Origin of the sequence: Chitinophaga arvensicola (genome assembly GCF_900110835.1) — a bacterium.
Classification (GTDB): domain Bacteria; phylum Bacteroidota; class Bacteroidia; order Chitinophagales; family Chitinophagaceae; genus Chitinophaga; species Chitinophaga arvensicola.
In genome coordinates, this window is the sequence record NZ_FOJG01000002.1 from 3,571,730 (window position 1) to 3,589,904 (window position 18,175).

Annotated in this window: 12 protein-coding genes; 5 read left to right on the forward strand and 7 right to left on the reverse strand. The window is 47.5% G+C overall.

Going from position 1 to position 18,175, the window contains the following annotated elements; genetic code table 11:
• Positions 1 to 459 (forward strand): RES family NAD+ phosphorylase, encoded by a 459-nt coding sequence (locus tag BMW79_RS31435; RefSeq protein WP_089902977.1) that lies wholly within the window; start codon positions 1 to 3, stop codon positions 457 to 459.
• Between the two features lie 81 nt (positions 460 to 540).
• Here BMW79_RS31435 and BMW79_RS31440 read toward each other — a convergent pair whose 3' ends face one another.
• Positions 541 to 1,140 (reverse strand): RNA polymerase sigma factor, encoded by a 600-nt coding sequence (locus BMW79_RS31440; RefSeq protein WP_177192409.1) that lies wholly within the window; start codon positions 1,138 to 1,140, stop codon positions 541 to 543.
• Between the two features lie 207 nt (positions 1,141 to 1,347).
• Here BMW79_RS31440 and BMW79_RS31445 point away from each other — a divergent pair, with 207 nt between their 5' ends.
• From BMW79_RS31445 to BMW79_RS31460, 4 genes are all read left to right on the forward strand, one after another.
• Positions 1,348 to 2,463, forward strand: coding sequence for a FecR family protein (locus tag BMW79_RS31445; RefSeq protein WP_177192410.1), 1,116 nt, complete (start codon positions 1,348 to 1,350; stop codon positions 2,461 to 2,463).
• A gap of 239 nt (positions 2,464 to 2,702) precedes the next feature.
• The gene (locus tag BMW79_RS31450) at positions 2,703 to 5,993 is read left to right on the forward strand and encodes a TonB-dependent receptor (protein ID WP_177192411.1); all 3,291 of its coding nucleotides are present in this window, start codon (positions 2,703 to 2,705) and stop codon (positions 5,991 to 5,993) included.
• Between the two features lie 7 nt (positions 5,994 to 6,000).
• Positions 6,001 to 7,671, forward strand: a complete 1,671-nt coding sequence (locus BMW79_RS31455) for a RagB/SusD family nutrient uptake outer membrane protein (RefSeq protein ID WP_089902988.1) — start codon at positions 6,001 to 6,003, stop codon at positions 7,669 to 7,671.
• Positions 7,672 to 7,704: 33 nt separating this feature from the next.
• Entirely contained in the window at positions 7,705 to 9,861 is a 2,157-nt protein-coding gene (locus tag BMW79_RS31460; protein ID WP_089902991.1) for a hypothetical protein, read from the forward strand.
• A gap of 85 nt (positions 9,862 to 9,946) precedes the next feature.
• On the opposite strand, the gene BMW79_RS31465 is transcribed toward BMW79_RS31460, so the two are convergent.
• The 6 genes from BMW79_RS31465 to BMW79_RS31490 form a co-directional block, all read right to left on the reverse strand.
• Positions 9,947 to 11,269 (reverse strand): aspartate kinase, encoded by a 1,323-nt coding sequence (locus BMW79_RS31465; RefSeq protein WP_089902994.1) that lies wholly within the window; start codon positions 11,267 to 11,269, stop codon positions 9,947 to 9,949.
• A gap of 79 nt (positions 11,270 to 11,348) precedes the next feature.
• Positions 11,349 to 12,422, reverse strand: a complete 1,074-nt coding sequence (locus tag BMW79_RS31470) for an Ldh family oxidoreductase (protein ID WP_089902997.1) — start codon at positions 12,420 to 12,422, stop codon at positions 11,349 to 11,351.
• 11 nt (positions 12,423 to 12,433) lie between these two features.
• Positions 12,434 to 12,748, reverse strand: coding sequence for a DUF3467 domain-containing protein (locus BMW79_RS31475; protein WP_089903000.1), 315 nt, complete (start codon positions 12,746 to 12,748; stop codon positions 12,434 to 12,436).
• Between the two features lie 83 nt (positions 12,749 to 12,831).
• The gene (locus tag BMW79_RS31480) at positions 12,832 to 13,329 is read right to left on the reverse strand and encodes a lipid-binding protein (RefSeq protein ID WP_089903003.1); all 498 of its coding nucleotides are present in this window, start codon (positions 13,327 to 13,329) and stop codon (positions 12,832 to 12,834) included.
• A gap of 24 nt (positions 13,330 to 13,353) precedes the next feature.
• Complete coding sequence (locus tag BMW79_RS31485) at positions 13,354 to 14,841, reverse strand: SusD/RagB family nutrient-binding outer membrane lipoprotein (protein ID WP_089903007.1); 1,488 nt, start codon at positions 14,839 to 14,841, stop codon at positions 13,354 to 13,356.
• 19 nt (positions 14,842 to 14,860) lie between these two features.
• Complete coding sequence (locus BMW79_RS31490) at positions 14,861 to 18,067, reverse strand: SusC/RagA family TonB-linked outer membrane protein (protein WP_089903011.1); 3,207 nt, start codon at positions 18,065 to 18,067, stop codon at positions 14,861 to 14,863.
• Positions 18,068 to 18,175 lie beyond the last annotated feature (108 nt).

The following is an 18,175-nucleotide window of genomic DNA, read 5'->3' on the forward strand; positions in this document are numbered from 1 at the left end:
ATGGAAGTATACAGGATCAGTAAGTGCGCTTACATCAATGATCTGAGTGGAACAGGTGCGCGGCTATATGGCGGTCGCTGGAACAATCCCGGCCATTCCATTGTGTACACCGCCGGCAGCAGGGCTTTAGCTGCGCTGGAGGTGCTGGTGCATATTCCCTTAAAAAATATTGTGCAGGATTTCTGTATTGCCACCATCCATATTCCGGAGAATATTGCGATCAAGGTACTGACCAAACACGATTTACCCAATGGCTGGCAATCGCTTGCTACCACACCTGAATTCCAATGTATCGGGGATGAATGGGTGGATACGGCGAAGTATGCCGTGCTGAGAATACCTTCTGTTATTATTGCAGACGAATATAATTACCTGATCAACCCGCTGCATCCGGATGCAGCCACTATCACCATTACAGACACCCAACCTTTTGTATTTGACCAGCGACTGAAAAAATAATAACTACCTGGCTTTAAAACGTTTTTCCGACTGCAGCGGAATGACGTCCAACAGAGATAATAGAATAATTTCTATGCAGTGTTACTTATACCGCGATAGCAACAACAGAAACAAGGGCAGGGAAATCCCCATTTCCTTCTTTACAGCATCTCCCAGCAACTTCATGGATCTCACCATATGATTTTTCACGGCATTACGTGAAATCCCCAATGCTGATGCTACCTCTTCGTAGGATTCCTTCCTTTCCCGGCAACGGTAAAAAATTTCGCGGGTACGTGCCGGCATGTCAGACAGGGCCTGTTGTAGGAACCGGTCATACTCTTTGTCCTGGATATGTTCCTCCACAGGATTCCTGCTTTCGCGAAATCCTTCCAAAATTGCCATGGTAGCCGTTTCGTTGCGAAAGGCCTTTTTCAAAGTAGTCAGCGTATGATTACGCGCCATAATAAAAAGGTAGGCACGGAAGCTATCCACAGCGGCAAAGCGGGTCCGCTGCTCCCATACTTTCAGGAATATTTCCTGCACCAGGTCTTCTGCCAGTGGTGGCAAGCTGGTAAACGTCAGCATGAAACGGTATAATTCCGGCTGATACAGCACGTATAAGGCGGCAAATGCATCTTCATTGCCGGCGGCCAGCTGCTGCGCGTATGCCTGTTCTTCTGTAAGTGGAATGTTGTTCACTGTGGCGACACGATGTGTCTCAAATATAGTATTAATTGCAGAATCCCTCTGCACCTGCAACAGTAAATAGAAAATAATTATGGCGTCCGGAGCCATACCAGCAGCCATTCCGACGCTCCCGATATTTTATTTCAAAAAAAATTACACTTCCTGCTACCCTTCTTTTAAAAATGATAGTCTTTGTAAATGATAGAAAGGCGAATTGTCATGAAGCATGAATACTACGAAAAGCTGGTCAGGGGCTACGTAAACAAAACCCTCACAGAAGACGAGCTATTGGTTTTTACCCGGTTAATGCAGGAGGGTGAACTGGATACCTACCTGGAGGCAGCCATGAATGAAGCTGCCGGGATCAACGGAGCGGAAATGCCGGAAGAGCAGCCATTACCCCGTCGCCGGCTACCATTATGGTGGGCCGCTGCTGCAGCCATTGCGGGTATGATTGCCCTGGTGTATTTTCTGCGACCGGTTGTATCAACCTCTCCCGGGATGGCCAATACACTTCCGCATGATCTGCCACCAGGCGGACAGCAGGCGATACTTACGTTACAGGACAACAGCCAGGTGGTGTTACAACCCGGAAAGGCAGGCATTATCAGCAGGCAGGGACAAACCCTGGTGCTACAGCAGCAACCCGGGCAACTGCAATATCAAACCGATGGCGGCAAAGATACCAGCGTATGGAACACGCTCACTACTCCTCCGGGCGGACAATATCAACTGGTACTCTCAGATGGCACACAAGTGTGGTTAAACGCCGCTTCTTCCATTTCTTTCCCGGTGGCCTTTCCTCCGGGAAAAAGGGAAATCAGGATTACGGGAGAAGTATACCTGGAAGTAACCACTGCCGGCACGAAAGCCACGCCATTCCTCGTTAAAACGCCGGGGCAGCAGGTAATTGTATTAGGCACGCATTTCAATATTAATAGCTACAGTAACGAACCATCTGAAAAAGTAACCTTACTGCAAGGAGCCGTACAGGTAACCAATCCAGGTACGCGGGTACCGATACAATTACGACCAGGCGAGCAGTCTGTCAGCAAACGGGGACAAGCCATCCGTGTGCAGGAAGTAGATACAGAAACTGTTATAGACTGGAAAGAAGGTTATTTCATCTTCAACGACGAAGACCTGGAAAGCATCATGCGTAAAGTAGCCAGATGGTACAATGTAAAAGTGGAATACCAATGCAATCCTGCCAATCTTTCTTTTGGTGGTATGGTTTCCAGGGGAAAAAATTTATCTGCCGTATTAAAAATTATGGAGTCTGCCGGCTCCGTTCATTTCAGGATCATCGACCAAAAAGTAATCGTTATGCCTTAGTACATTCAACCAACAATCGGGGTGAACAATGAGACAAAAATTCCAGGCAACCGGCGGGAACCGGCTACCTGGAAGGCTGCTGGCGGGAACCGGCAGCCAGGTCCGGGTTTACCCATGAAGTAAAATTTCCGTATTCCACATCACCGGGTAATAAACCCAGACAAAACAAATTTATGTATTTCCAACGTTCATGCAAGCGGTGGGCCAGAGGCCTATGCCGTATTAACTTCCTGTTGTTTATGAAACTGGTGACCTTTCTCACCTTCACGGCAGTAGTGCAGCTTCATGCTGCCGGATATGGACAGCGCGTGTCGCTTCACCTGGACCATGCACCACTTAAAAAAGTGTTTCGCGAAATAAGGAAACAAACGGGCTATGATTTCTTCTACAGCGCTCCCCTGCTGCAACAAGCGCGTGCGGTGAACATCCAGGCGGACAATGAACCCTTGGAATCTGTGCTGCGCCGCTGTTTCGCCAGTCAACCTTTTACGTGGGTACTGGAAGAAAAAACCGTTATTGTAAAGCCACAAACACTGACAGATATCCGCCATCAAACGGCGGACAAAGAGATCAAAGGCATTGTCACCAATGCTGCCCGGCAGCCGCTGATTGGAGTTAGTGTTCGTGTGAAAGGTGGCAGTACCGCCGCCATCACTGATCAGGACGGACATTACCATCTCCGTGTAAACGACAGCGAATCCATACTCATATTTTCCTGTATCGGATTTCTTTCAAAAGAAATACCTGCCGGTAATAATGCGCAACTCGACATCGTACTGGAGCCGGATGAAAAAGGATTGTCGGAAGTAGTGGTAGTTGGTTATGGCACGCAGAAAAAATCAGATGTTACCGCTGCCATCACCACCGTAAATCTTCAGGACATCAAAAACAGTCCACAGCCAAATGTATTGTCAATGCTACAAGGCCGTGTACCCGGACTTACCATCACACAGAGCAGTTCAGAACCGGGTAAAGCACCTGAAATACTGGTACGCGGTGTAGGCACCATCGATGGCGCCACTTCTCCCCTGGTGCTGATCGACGGCGTACCCGGCGGTAATCTTGCACTGATTCCACCTTCAGATATAGAAAGTTTTTCTGTGCTGAAAGATGCAGCTGCAGCGGCTATCTATGGCGCCAGAGCCGCCAACGGCGTAATTCTCGTGACTACCCGCAAGGGCGGAGGACAGGAAAAAGTAAGCCTGGAATTTAACAGTTACGTAGGTTTACAATCTCCCACAAAAACACCGGAAACAATAGACAGTTATCAGTATGCAACACTGGTGAATGAAGCCGCCTCCAATGAAGGCAGACCAGCGGTATATACACCGAAAGACATGGAGCTGTTTAAAAACGGCGGCGATAATGACATGCACGCCAACACCAAATGGATTGACCTCATACTACAAAAACAGGCGCCCATTATCACCAACTATCTCAGCGCCGGCGGAGATAGTAAACTGGGCAGATATTTTCTCTCCGGTGAATACATGTACCAGAAAGGCGCCGTAAAGGATATCGACAACTATCGCAGGGCAAATATCCGGGCGAACATCACCAGTCAACTCAGTAAAAAGCTGCAATTGCAATTACTGACCGGCTATACACGCAGTTCCCGCGACGCCACCGATGGCATGGACGGCATTTTCAGCAGTACCCTACGTGCTTCCGCCACTTCACCTGTGCGTTTTTCAGATGGGCACTGGGGCGGACAAATGTTTGCCAACGACAAATATCTCTGGAGTACTTTCAACCCTGTATCACGCATTGCTCAGTTCGGGCCACAGTCGCATATCACTACCAATGCCAATATCAACGCTTCGCTCGAATATAAGCCCATACAGGGACTTACACTGAAAGCGCTGGGCAGTTATATGGCAGCCACCGTAGATGAATCTGTATACAATCAACGTTCTGAATCCTGGGATTTTCTGACCAAATCCATTTCACAGACCATCCCTTCCAGCCTGAATAACTACTGGTACAAAGACAACAAATACGATGTGCAACTAACGGCTACGTATGAACGCAATTTTAATGATCACCAGGTAAAATTGCTGGCGGGCTATTCGCAGGAAAGCTGGCGCAGCGACAAGATCAGCGGATACCGTAAGGATTTCATCACCGATAACCTCTACCAGCTAAATGCCGGAGACGCAGCTTCACAGGAGAATACAGGGGAAGCAGATCAATGGGCATTTATGTCGGGTTTCGGACGTTTGAATTATTCGTATAAAGGGAAATACCTGGTAGAAGCCAGCATGCGGTACGACGGATCTTCCCGTCTGGCGCCCGGGCATCAATGGGGCCTGTTCCCCTCTGTTTCGGCAGGCTGGAACCTGGAAAAAGAAAACTTTCTCCGTGGCTGGCAGGCATTGGATCTGTTAAAAATACGCGCCTCCGCAGGCCGCCTCGGTAACGCAGAAAAGCTCGGATTGTATGATTGGTTTCCTGGTATCACCAGCGGCGCTTATTATAATTTCAATGATCAGCAGGTGGTGGGCACAAAACTTGGCTCTCCTGCAAATACAAATCTTACCTGGGAAACGACTACCACTTACAACGCAGGTATAGATGCCAGCTTTCTCAACGGCATGATCAGCTTCTCCGGCGACGTATGGAGCAAAAGAACAGATGATATCCTGCTGGGGGTACCAGTTTCCACCATCGTGGGCATTGCGGGTTCCCGCATTACCGCCAACGCCGGTAAAGTAGGCAGCCATGGATTTGACTTCCAGATCACCCATCACCGCCGCATTGGTAAAGATCTGCAATTTGATATCAGCTTCAATGCCGGCTCCTGGAGAAGCTGGGTGATAGATCTGAAAGACCGCGCTACGCCTTATAGCACAGAGTTCCGTCCTGGTGAAGATCTGGGCAACATCTACGGTTACGAAGCGGTGGGTATAATCAACAGTGAAGACCAGCTGAATAAATACAAAGAAAAGCAGGGCGTAGTACCACAGGTAGGAATGGGCGACCTGGAATACAAAGACCAGAACGGTGATGGCCGCATCGATTACATGGATGCTGTAAAAATTGGCAACAACTATGTAAAGCTGCAATACGGACTTAACCTCTCGCTACAGTACAAAGGTTTTGACTTCTCCGCCTTCTTCCAGGGAGCAGGTAACACCGACCGCAGCATTGGCTCCTACATAAAAAGCACACTGGTCAACTACAGCTCTCCGCTCGCCATCCACATGGATCGCTGGACACCGGAGAATCACAATGCCAATGCCATGTTCCCGCGCCTGTTACAGAACTTCAACCAGAACCAGTCTGTTTCCAGCTGGTGGATAAGAAACGGCGCCTATGTGCGGCTTAAAAATCTTCAAATCGGTTATAATCTCCCGAAAAACCTCATGAACCAATGGAAAATAAACAGCCTGCGTGTATACGTTGCCGGTAGCAACCTGCTTACCTGGGCGCCTGATGCTATTAAAGGCTTTGATCCGGAACGCGATATTTCCGACAGCTGGTATCCTACTTTCCGTGTGTTCTCTTTTGGTGTAAATCTTAAATTCTGATCGTTGTATGAATAAGTTATTTTTTGCTGTTGCATTACTCATCACCATCCTCGCGGGATGTAAAGACTTCCTGGTAAAACCGCCGCTGACCACCCTTTCCGAAAACAGTTACTGGCAATCGGGCAGCGATGCGGAATACGCCGTAAACGGCATGTACGACTGCTTCCGGGAAATGCAGGACAGAGTACCCTATATGGATATTATGACAGACCTCATCTTCCTGAAAAATTCCTGGGAAGCAGGCTTCTTCCCATGGACCAATGGCTCTATGGCCCCGGATAACTGGTGGGTGGAACAGGGATTCTGGAGTACGAAATATAACCAGATCAGGAACGCCAATTACTTTTTTAAAAATATAGATAAACTAAAAGATAAACTCACGCCCGCCCAGATGAATAATTACAAGGGACAGGCCCGTGTAATCCGCGCATTCCTCTATACCAGGCTGGTACAGGGATTTGGCGATGTGCCGCTGGAAACGGAGGTACTGGATGTCAATGCATGGCCGTCCCGGGATAAAGCGGATTCCGTGATCAGTTTTATTATGTCAGAATTTGACCAGGCTATCAAAGAGCTTCCAGAAGATGCATCAGACAGCAAACATGGTCGCATCACCAAATATGTAGCCTATGCCTATAAAGCCCGTGTGGCCATGTATGTAGCTGGTTTCTATAACAAGCCGGAGTATTACCAGGTAGCCGCAGCGGCGCTCCAGCCCATTGTTGCATCCGGGAAGTTTTCGCTGTTCAGGAAATACAATGATCCCACACGCGATTTTGTAGAATTGTTCTGGGCCGCCAACGAAGGCAGCGAAAACAAGGAAATCCTGTTTTCAGATCAGGCGCTGAAAGATAAACGTTCTACCAACATCAGCACCTGCTTTGCCGGCCCTGGTTGGAAATCATTCCAGGCGCATCAGAACTATATCGACATGTTCGAATGTAAACATGGGTTCCAGGCGCATAACATTTCCTTTGGTCAGTTTAACCGTTACCGTGATACCAAACAACTGGCAAGTCCGTTAAAAGGCACCTGCCCGGATTATGATCCGGCGAATGAATTTGGTAACCGCGATGCACGTCTGAATGCCACTTTCTTTGATCCGCACATACACCTCGAAGGCGGCAATATTGTGAAGCCCGGTGAGTTCTGGACCGCCGCCAACCGCAACTTTGCACCTGATGGCGATAACGACGCCTTCTTTTTTAAAAAGATGGTAGATCCTACCAATTACAACCCGGCTTATTATTACGGTAATAGCGATAATAACTACATCCTTGTCCGTTATGCCGATGTACTGCTGCTGTATGCAGAAGCGCTGAACGCGCTGGGTCGCACCGGAGAGGCACTTCCTTATGTAAACGATGTAAGATCCAGGGCCGGTATCCCAGCCGTGAATACCGGTAATCAGCAGGAGATGCTGGAAATCATCAAACATGAACGTAAAGTAGAACTGATACAGGAACAACAACTGGTATGGGATTACAAACGCTGGCGGGATTATGAAGCTACCATGCCCACCGGTGCTATCTTTTACGGTTACAGAAGAGAACCTTTCGGAAAGGTATCCCAGCTATTAGAGATCAAGCAATTGAAATATCCTAAATACTATCTATGGCCCATCCCGACTTTGGAAATGCAGAACAATAAAAATATGACGCAAAACACGAACTGGTAAAACCTATATCGTAACAACCAAAAACCCTTGATTATGTCACAAATCAGATGCTTTATCTGCAGCCTGTTACTATGCTGCATTACTATCTCATTGCGTGCACAAACCGTGTTGCCCCCATTCAACAAGGATTACAATCAACTGAATAATACCGTATGGGGATATCGCAATAATCCCCTTACCGGTACCCACTGGGAACTGGATATGTTTATTTATCCGAAGGGAAATTATACACTCGCCAATGTTTCCCATACCAGCAACTCATTGGGCGGCCTGGTGACCCAGTATGGGATTTACCATGATGGCATTCACGAATGGGATTATTCTTACCACAACCTTAATGGTATGTGGTCCGGAGATGGATGGTTCATTGTTTCCGGTCCCTATAAAGGTTATACACATCCGCCTGTAAACCGTGCGGATGCCTACACCATGCTACGGGGCTGGTTTATAAAACAGACTGACAGTTTACGCGGTGTATATCCCAACTACCTGCGGAGTACCACCGGCCATATTCTGTACCAGCATTATGGCGCCCGCTGGGCAGGTAATAAGATAGATATGGTTTCCTGTGAGATTGGAGAAAACATTAAGAGCACGCAGGTACATATCGCTTTTACCAGGGGCGCTGCCCGGCAGTATAACAAGCCATGGGGATTGCAGTTCAGTCCTTGGTTCGGGCCCGGTATCCTGGATTATTCTGTGCCCGGCATGTGGGCGGAATCGGGCAGTAACAACGGGCATTCGCTCCCGATGTTCCGTCGCAGCTATTACCTTTCCTTCATGGCTGGCGCCAATACCCATCACCTGGAAGCAGCCAACGTAAACTGGTTCAGCAGCGACTCGCTGAATGCCAGTGGCAATTTCAGTCTTTCGCCGCTGGGTACTATTGGCAAAGAGTTTTACAATGTAGCACAGCGAATCGGCGATAACCGGGGTATCCCTTATACTCCGTACGCCATTGTACTGGATAGTTTACATGGTATTAACCAATATCCCACCGCCTGGCTGGGTGCACCACAGTACAAGGATACTTCCAATGTGATGTGGCAATGGTTTGATCCGATACCGGGAGATATCATGACGGGCAACCTGTTGAATACGATCTGGCCCGGCAGTTTTGAAAATCTGCCTAACAACGACAATGAACAACGCTTTTACCTCAATGCTACGCCTTACGGAGATGTGGCAGATGTATTCACAGAAGATGTATCCGGCAGTGTGTTGCAACGCTACCCGGTCGTTTGGCTGAGCGGGAATATAACAGTTGGAGGAAGCACTGCCACCACCTTACAGCAGTATGTTTCCGGAGGCGGCACGTTGATCATCAATGCGGCACAAACGGGTAGCTTGGGTAGCAGTTTTACCGGTGTTACCACCGGCAGCAACAGCACCGTATATCCGTCTAAGTTAGTATGGGTACCGCGCCAGGACACCGTAACCTGGAATGGCAGTATATCTGTGCATAGTGCATCACTCTACGGCGCCACAGCGTTGATAAAAGCGGCTTATTCCGGTGGGGAAACCACACTGGCGACTGTAAAAACATACGGCAACGGCCGGGTGATCGTTACATTATCTGATTACCTGCAAGAGCCGGCGGTGAATGCACTTTTCCTGAAGGAGCTGAATAAGGAGCTGATGCCGGTAACGGTTACCGGTAATGTAGAATACCTCGTAAACCGATGCAGTGATGGATGGAATATCACCGTCATCAATAATAACGGCGTTAGCAAAACTTCTACCACACCTACCGTAATCGATGGCGGCCAACAGCAAACGGTTAATATTACGTATACGTTGCCTAACAGTCAACTCACAGGCGTACAGGAGCTGATCAGTCAGCAGGGAGTATCTTATACGGGCAACAGCTGGCAAGATGTAATCGGCGCCGGAGATGTGAAGATCTATCATATTACAACAGGCGCAACATCTTCCGGGCACGGTGGAAATCCACAATACCAGCTGGCCCCCAATCCTGCAAGCGATTACACCTTACTGAAAATTCCGGCTGGCAGCGAAGTAAGGACCAGGGGATTCAGTTTGAGTGGCAGAATGATACCACAACTGAGCAAACGGAGTGTACAGGACATCCGCTATAACCTGAACGGGCTTCCCTGTGGACTTTACCTCCTGGTAGTAACGGACATACATAAACGAAAAGAAACAGTACTACGGTTACTGAAACAATAAAGAAAGTAATTAACACACGTTTTAGGAGAAAACGAAAAAAGCCGGCTCCTTTTGAGCCGGCTTTTCTATGAAGTAAATTGTTAGCCTATTCCAGGCCAAACAATCCTTTGTTCAGTACTTGCAGGGTTCTTTCTTTAAACTGACCATTGATCAGGATAGAGATATTATGACGGCTGCCACCATAAGAAATCATGCGCAAAGGAATTTCTTCCATGGCATCAAATAATTTGGTGATGATAGACGGAGTTGCCGCTACTTCGTTTCCTACGATGGAAACGATCGTTTGGTGATAATCCAGTTCTACGGTACCGAATGGTTGTAATTCTTTTAGGATCTGATCGAGGTACTGCTGGCTATCGATCGTAACAGATACGGCTACTTCAGAAGTAGTGATCATATCGATCGGCGTACGGTACTTTTCGAATATTTCAAAGATTTTACGCAGGAAGCCATAGGCCAGCAGCATACGGCTCGACTTGATCTTGATAGCGATGATACCGTCTTTGGCTGCAATTGCCTTTACGCCGTTGCCATTGGGCATTTCGGTGATGATGGTACCTTTGGCTTCCGGCTGCATGGTATTGAGCAGCTTTACAGGGATATTGAAATGTTGTGCAGGCCAAATAGAAGCGGGATGGAGGATTTTCGCACCAAAGTATGCCAGTTCTGCTGCTTCATCAAAAGACAATTGCTCAATCGGGAACGTCTTTTTCACTACACGGGGATCATTATTGTGCATACCATCGATATCTGTCCAGATCTGTACTTCATCTGCCTGGATAGCGGCGCCGATCAGGGAAGCAGAATAGTCGCTGCCACCACGTTTCAGGTTATCCACTTCTCCCCTTGCATTACGGCAGATATATCCCTGGGTGATAAAGATATACTGATCTTTATGCTGGCTGATAAGGTTGGCCAGTTTAATCTTGATCTTTGGAATTTCCGGTTCTTCGTATTCATCGATGCTCATGAAATCCAGTGCAGGCAGGAGCACTGCGGGGATACCAGCTTCTTCGAGATAAACGCAGAAAAGGCGGGTAGACAATAATTCGCCCTGTGCCAGTATATCTTTATTCAGTGCTTCGTTGAAAGATATCTTCAGGATGATATTCAGAAATTCGAAGTGTTCATCAACAATCGCCTTGGCATTTGCGCGGCCGGCTTCCTTCTTCACCAGTTCATCGCAAAAGGTCCGGTAGTGGCTTTCCAGCTTATCTATCTGCTGTTTAGCCTGTTCCTTCTTACCTTCTGACAGAGACTGACTGATTTCCACGAGGGAATTTGTGGTGCCTGACAGTGCAGACAACACCACAATTTTCTGATCATTATCTGCTGTGATCAGTTGCGATACCGACTGCATACGCTCTGGTTTTCCCACGGAGGTTCCACCAAATTTTAACACTTTCATCTGAATGTTTATTTTTGCTTAGCTACCTGAAACCTGGCATAGGCCTTATTTCCGGCGTTTTTTTATGAATGATGGTGATTTAAAAATTCAAATTAAATTTAGCGGCTACTTCTTTCATATCCTTTACCACCGGGGCAATTACAGGAATTCCCTTTTCCAGCCGCTCCTGTTGCATTTCTCTTTCCGGATCTCCGGGAATCAATACTTTTTTTCCTGCTACCGGCTCGGCTGCGCGGAAGCGATTGATCCAGGTATCCATATTTGATTTGAACTCCTCTGCCGGCCGGAATGCGTCTACACGCATGGCGCCCAAAAAGTGTCCTAATCCTTCTCCTACCGGATCCGGCGCCAGGGGCAGAAAGCTCACAAACGGAGGTGCCCACGGGCCGTAATTGGCACCTGAAAGAACGGCCGAAAATATATCAACAATTGCTCCCAAACAATACCCTTTGTGGCTTCCGTGTTCGCGGTCGCCTCCCAGCGGCAGTAAAGCTCCGCCATCCTTGAGTTCATGGGGATTGTTACTCGGGTGCCCTGTTTTATCCTGAATCCACCCGTAAGGGGCTTCCTCATTTTTGCGTTGCAGGATTTCCAGTTTGCCGTTTGCCGCTGTGGTAGTAGCAAAATCGGCTACAAAGGCGGGCTGTTCTTTTGCGGGAATCGCTACTGCAATAGGATTGGTACCCAGCATGCGTTCCGTGGAAAAAGTAGGCGCTACCAGCGGACTGGCATTCGTCATGGCCATTCCGATCATATCCTGGTTCAGGGCTTTCATGGCGTGATAGCCGGCAATACCAAAATGGTTGGAGTTTTTCACGCTCACCCAGCCGGTACCTACTGCTGCTGCTTTCTGCATGGCTATTTCCATGGCAAATGGCGCTACTACCAGGCCCAGACCGGCATCTCCGTCAATAACGGCGGTGCTGGGTGTTTCATGCACAATCCTGATGTTGGGTTTAGTATTGATGCGCTTTGCCTCCCATAAACGAACATAGCCCGATAAGCGGGCTATTCCATGGGAGTCGATACCCCTCAAATCTGCCGACACCAGTACTTCACTGGCCAGGGCTGCATGTTCCAGGCTACAACCCATGTGGATAAATACTTCCCTGGTAAATTCTCTCAAATGATGATAAGAAAAAATATGTTCCATCTGTCAACAAGTTAGGCCTGAGCGGTGGGTCCACCAAAATTCAATGGTACAGATACCTGCTCCTGATCCTGGATCGGGCCGTGTACAGATTCGTATTTCTTAATATTATCCAGCATGGCCTTCATAAAACGCTTTGCATGCTGCGGTGTCAGTATAATGCGGGATTTTACCTTCGCCTTTGGCAGACCGGGCATCACATTCACAAAGTCCACCACAAACTCGGCGTTGGAATGAGTAATGATAGCGAGATTAGCGTACTGTCCCTCGGCGATTTCTTCATTCAACTCTATATTAAGCTGATGCTGTTCTTCCTGCTGATTTTCCATGTTGTATGATTTAGCCGTACAAAAATAGAAAAAGAGGGCTCAATTGAGCCCTCTTTTTTTTATAAACAGCGGATTAACCAGGATTAATAGTCGTCTTCGTCGAACTTGGTACGCAGGATACCCGCCACTACGTACTTCTTACCGGGATCAGAAGATATTTGCAGCTCCATGTAAATACTGTCTGTTACATGCCCTCCTTTCGACTTTCCCCCATCCGGGAAGATTTTGCCGCCGGTGATCGTCACGGTAGCGTCGCTATTCTGGTCTTTGGCATTCGTTGCATTAAACGTGAAATCGGACAGATTCACTTCTACCTTCGACTGAAAATCAAATCCCAGTCCGGCATCCTGCAGCCACAACTGCTTACCATCATCCGCCGCAGTGTTGAAGGTGTTGATCTGTACATGGTCGCCATCCAGCTGTGGCGCTCCGTTCAAGGTCATCGTCACCCACCAGGTACCAGACATTTTCATCACCTGCGTATTCTTTACCTCCGGTAATTCCTTTTTACAGGAAGAAAACAGCAGGGCCGCCACCAGCAGCCATCCCGTCATATATTGCTTATTTATTATTGTTCTCATGATAATTATTTTAGTCCGTTAACATTATAAGGCCCACCAAACTTTTTGATAAATGGGTACTTCTGCAGGAGTATTGGAATTTCTGCTCCTTTCCACATCCGGGAATACCAGTCGTTTAGGGAATTTACCGGCGCCGGTTACCCCGTTGCGGGAATACACCAACTGGCCGGGGATATAGGAATCTTCCGTAGAATACACCGGGCTGTATTTAGGATAACCGGTGCGGTTCTGCTCCAGGAAGCCTTCCAGGGCGTGTGTACCGGGAAAAGAAGCCCATTTCTGCATAATAATAGCTTCCAGCTTCTGTGCAAAAGTGCCACCTGCAGGATAGGCATATACGCTGTCGGCCTGGAGATAAGGCGTAGCATCCAGCCCATACTGCTGAAACGCCGCGGTAACGCCGGCATCATAGTATGCTTTGGCATTTGCTCCACCATAATAGCGCTCCTCTGCTTCTGCCAGCATAAAATTGGCTTCCGCCCTCGACAACAGATAAGCTGTATCTATGGCTGTTTGCCGGTAAATAGCCGATACATTGTAAGTAGCTGACAAACTGGTATAATCTCCCTGGTTAATTCCATAATAAACACCACCGGCCGCACCCGGAGCACGGAAAATCTTTTTCAGCCGGGGATCATTATGCTGCGTCAGCCAGGACAGCATCGTATAGCTCGCCCGGATATTCGTGGTTGTATTCAGACTCCGGATATTAGATTCATACAACGGATTATCCTGACCCGGTGCATCTTTAAAATCACTCAATGCTGCCTTTTCATCGGTGAGGAACGGAGCGCCGCTGTTCATCATCTCCATGATCTTTTCCTTTGCCAATGCAGGATTTACGTTAATCATCCGCAGGTACATCTTTAATTTCAATGAGTTCGCAAACTTTACCCATTTATCCATATCTCCCTTGTAAACGATGTCCTGTGCTTTATCTTCATCCAGGATCGTCACAGTCAGATCTTTTGAGAGGGCAATATCCAGATCCCGCAACAGCCAGGAATAAATACTATCGCCCCTGTCGAACTTTGGCTGCAATTGATTCAAGCCTCCAAATGCTTCCTTATAAGGCACCTGGTCGTACAGATCTACCAATACCTGGTAAGAATAAGCTTTCATCACGGTACCCATCAAACCGAAATTATTATCGTGCAGGCTATCGCATAGTTGAAGCATCAGGCTGTAATCCTGTAAGGCGCCTGAAAATAACTGGGTATACAAAGCATTGTAATCCGCACGTTGAATGTTATAGGCATCAATGGTTTTGTACTGGTTAGAGGCATTACTCTGTGTCCAGTACTGTGCCCAGATGCCACCAATGATGGCGCCGTCTGTACCTATGCTCGATACCGTAGATAACACGGCCGGTGGAAACAATACATAAGGTGTGGCTTTGTCCAGTGGTGGATTATTGGGATCGTTGTTAATATCCAGGTTCTTTTTGCAGGATGTTCCCAGCAGCGCCACCAACACCAGGAGCAGGATATATTGATAATTGAACTTTTTCATGAGATCAGCATTTAATAGATTAGAAGGACACTTTCAGTGACACACCATAAGATTTTGTGGTAGGCATCGTTCTGAATTCGCCTAGCTCACTGTTCAGATCATTACCATAGTTGGATACTTCGGGATCAATAAAAGTATTTCCCTCCGGTGTCCACACAAACAGGTTGCGTGCAAAAACCGTCAGCAACAGATTGCTTGCCGCAATTTTCCTTGCTGCAGATACCGGCAGGCTATAAGAAAGCGTGATATCACGCAGTTTCAGGAAAGTTTTATCGATGATACGCTGCTGATAGGCGCTTCCTTTATTCGTGGTGGGATACCAGTAAGCATCGTAGTTGTAGTCGGTCAGCGGAATCGTATTTTCTCCGTAGATGGGTTTAGCCTGGTTATCGGTGCCGATCTGCATCACAGAATTAGGTACCACAAAAGCCCTTCTGTCGTTATAGGTAGATTGCAAAGCGTTACCTACAAAGTAAACCAGGTCTGAGGTACCGGAATAGAATACGCCACCTTTCCTCCAATCGATAGAGAAGCCCAGTGTGAAGTCTTTATACCGGAAACTGTTTACCAATCCCATGATAAAATCGCGCTGAGAGGTACCGTAATAGCCATCTGCATCGGCAGCCTTTGGCAGGCCGGTGGCATCTACAATTGTTTTTCCATCAGCGGTGGTAGCGGGTATAGGCGCATAGAATACACCCAGCGGATCTCCTTTACGGGCAACGAATTTTGCCTCATAGGCGAAATTAAGTACGATCTGATCCAGGCCTGAAGGCAATTCCTCTACCGTATTGCGGTTCCGTGCGAAGGTGTAGTTGAGGGTCCAGTTAAAATCTTTGGTTTCTACCGGCACAATATTTACAGATAATTCTATTCCTTTATTTCTCACCTTACCAAAGTTCTGCGTGATACTGGAATAGCCGGAACTGGGCGTAGTAGGAACTGCAAGAATTTGTCCTTTGGTCAGCTTATTATAAAAAGCCACATCAAACCCCAGGCGGTTGCGCAGGAATTTTACTTCACCACCAAATTCATATTCATTACTTAGCTCCGGTCCGAGTTCAGGATTACCGATATTGTCGCCTACGGTATAACCCGGAATACCATTAAAAGGAAAATCCAGTGTACCAAAAGGAAGATCTATAATCTGGCCAGTGGATAAGGTTGTTTTCGTGAGATAGGGACCCGCATCGTTACCTGTTTTTCCCCAGCTGGCGCGCAGTTTCGCATAAGATACGCCGCGTTCATCCAGCTTCAGCGCCTCAGATAAGATAAACGCAGCATTGACGGCAGGATAGAAATAGCTGTTGTTTTTTTCCGGCAAGGTAGAAGACCAGTCATTACGCGCATTCACTGTCAGGAACAAATATTCCCGGAAACCCAGTGTAGCCTGTGCATATAATCCATAGATCCGGCGCCTGAATTCCTGTGTTTGTGATACCGGGGTATTAGGTGAATTGGAGATCACGTAGAACCCTGGAATAGCAAGCCCTTTCACGGCAGAACTGAATAATTTTCCTTCACGTTGATTGACGTTAAAACCTACCAATCCATCGATGCTGAAATCTGAACTGAGTTTTTTATTTGCCGTGAGTAACAGATCAGAGTTAAACTCACCTCTGTAATCGCTGTATTCTCTCACATAACCCACGTCCTCTGCACGTTGTGAGCCTTCCACATTGTTACCGTCATTCCAGCTGCCCAGTGATGGTCTGTTTTTAGCCTTGTAAGTTTTCGACTGACTGTTCGTAACGTCTGCACCGATGCGCCATTCCAGGTTCAGCCAATCGGTGAAGCCGTACTTCAGATCTATGTTACCGAAGATCCTGTTACTTTTCAGGTTGTTACCATTTTCATACAGGGAATAGTATGGGTTCTCTGCATAGGGTGTGAAGTAATTGTCTACGTTGTAATATTTGTTCTTATAATCCTTAAACTGCGAAATATCGATGTCTACCGGAATCTGGATCACATCTTCAAATAAGGAAGAACCGAGTCCGGATTCACTACGGGTAGACACTGCTTTTGCATTTTTATTCACAAAGTTAAAAGACGCGGCTGCAGAGAACCTGCCATATTTGGTAGACGCCCTGGCGGAAAATGTATTTCTCTTGTATGAATCTGCATCTGTAGGCAGGATGCCATCACTGTATACGTTACCGTAAGAGAGGAAGAAAGTAGAGGTTTCATTGCCACCGCTCACGGCAATATTATTGTTGTATTCCTGGCCGGTGGTAAAATAATTTTTCACATTATCTTTTACAAACGAAAATGGTTTTGTTAAAGACACACCGTCCACAGGTGCACCCCATTCGCGGTTTTCACCTGTTAAACGGGGGCCCCAGCTGCCGTTCTCAGAGAGGATAAACGTACCTCCCCATCCCTGTCCGAATTTCTCCTGCATAGTGGGCAACATCCCTACATTTGAAAAAGTAGCAGCGGAGGCTACATCTACTTTTAACCGGCCGCTTTTCCCTTTTTTGGTGGTGATCAATACTACGCCGCTCGCTGCCCTGGAGCCATAAATAGCAGTAGCAGCAGCACCTTTCAGAATGCTGATGGCTTCAATATCATTGGGGTTAATATCGTTCGCATTATTACCAAAATCGTAACCACCGGTGAGGTTGGTTCCTTTGATATCGGAAGAGCCGGGACGATCATTATTTAAAGGCACTCCATCAACAATATACAATGGCTGGTTGCTGCCTTGCAAAGAGGAATAGCCACGAAGAATTACTTTATTGGAACCTCCGGGCGCCCCGCTGGTAGTGGATATTTCTGCACCGGCAATTTTACCGGATAAGCCATCCATCATGCTCACGGGCGCCACCCGGTTAATTTGTTCTGTTGCAAAATTGGTAGTAGCATATCCCACTGTTTTCTTTTCACGTGTAAGTCCCAAACCGGTCACCACTACTTCCTGCAGATTTTTATTATCGGCTGTCAGTAACACCTGCAGCGTTGCATTTGTACCCACGGGAATTTCCTGCGTTTTGTATCCGACACTTCGTATAATCAGTACCGTAGTGGCGCCGGGTACTGTGAGTGTAAATACCCCATCGTTATTGGCAGTGGTACCCGAAGATGTACCTTTTATCTGGACGGTGGCGAACGGAACGATGTTACCGTCGCTTCCCTTGATGGTGCCTGTCACCTGTCGCTGCTGCGACCAGGCCAGGCTGGCGATTGCCATTAGCATGGCAAAAAGGAGGAGCCCCTTTTTCATAAAAGTTTCAGATTTTGGTTGAAGAAGAAATACATTGGGTCGTTCGATATCCGCGCTATTGATGGCGTCTGTGGCTTATTTGCACAAGTGATGATGTTCTTTAGCGGT

Coding starts and splice junctions, on each gene's coding strand:
- BMW79_RS31435 (WP_089902977.1), top strand. CDS start 1: ATGGAAGTATACAGGATCAGTAAGTGCGCTTACATCAATGATCTGAGT.
- BMW79_RS31480 (WP_089903003.1), bottom strand. CDS start 13,329: ATGAGAACAATAATAAATAAGCAATATATGACGGGATGGCTGCTGGTG.
- BMW79_RS31445 (WP_177192410.1), top strand. CDS start 1,348: ATGAAGCATGAATACTACGAAAAGCTGGTCAGGGGCTACGTAAACAAA.
- BMW79_RS31485 (WP_089903007.1), bottom strand. CDS start 14,841: ATGAAAAAGTTCAATTATCAATATATCCTGCTCCTGGTGTTGGTGGCG.
- BMW79_RS31490 (WP_089903011.1), bottom strand. CDS start 18,067: ATGAAAAAGGGGCTCCTCCTTTTTGCCATGCTAATGGCAATCGCCAGC.
- BMW79_RS31465 (WP_089902994.1), bottom strand. CDS start 11,269: ATGAAAGTGTTAAAATTTGGTGGAACCTCCGTGGGAAAACCAGAGCGT.
- BMW79_RS31475 (WP_089903000.1), bottom strand. CDS start 12,748: ATGGAAAATCAGCAGGAAGAACAGCATCAGCTTAATATAGAGTTGAAT.
- BMW79_RS31450 (WP_177192411.1), top strand. CDS start 2,703: ATGAAACTGGTGACCTTTCTCACCTTCACGGCAGTAGTGCAGCTTCAT.
- BMW79_RS31455 (WP_089902988.1), top strand. CDS start 6,001: ATGAATAAGTTATTTTTTGCTGTTGCATTACTCATCACCATCCTCGCG.
- BMW79_RS31470 (WP_089902997.1), bottom strand. CDS start 12,422: ATGGAACATATTTTTTCTTATCATCATTTGAGAGAATTTACCAGGGAA.
- BMW79_RS31460 (WP_089902991.1), top strand. CDS start 7,705: ATGTCACAAATCAGATGCTTTATCTGCAGCCTGTTACTATGCTGCATT.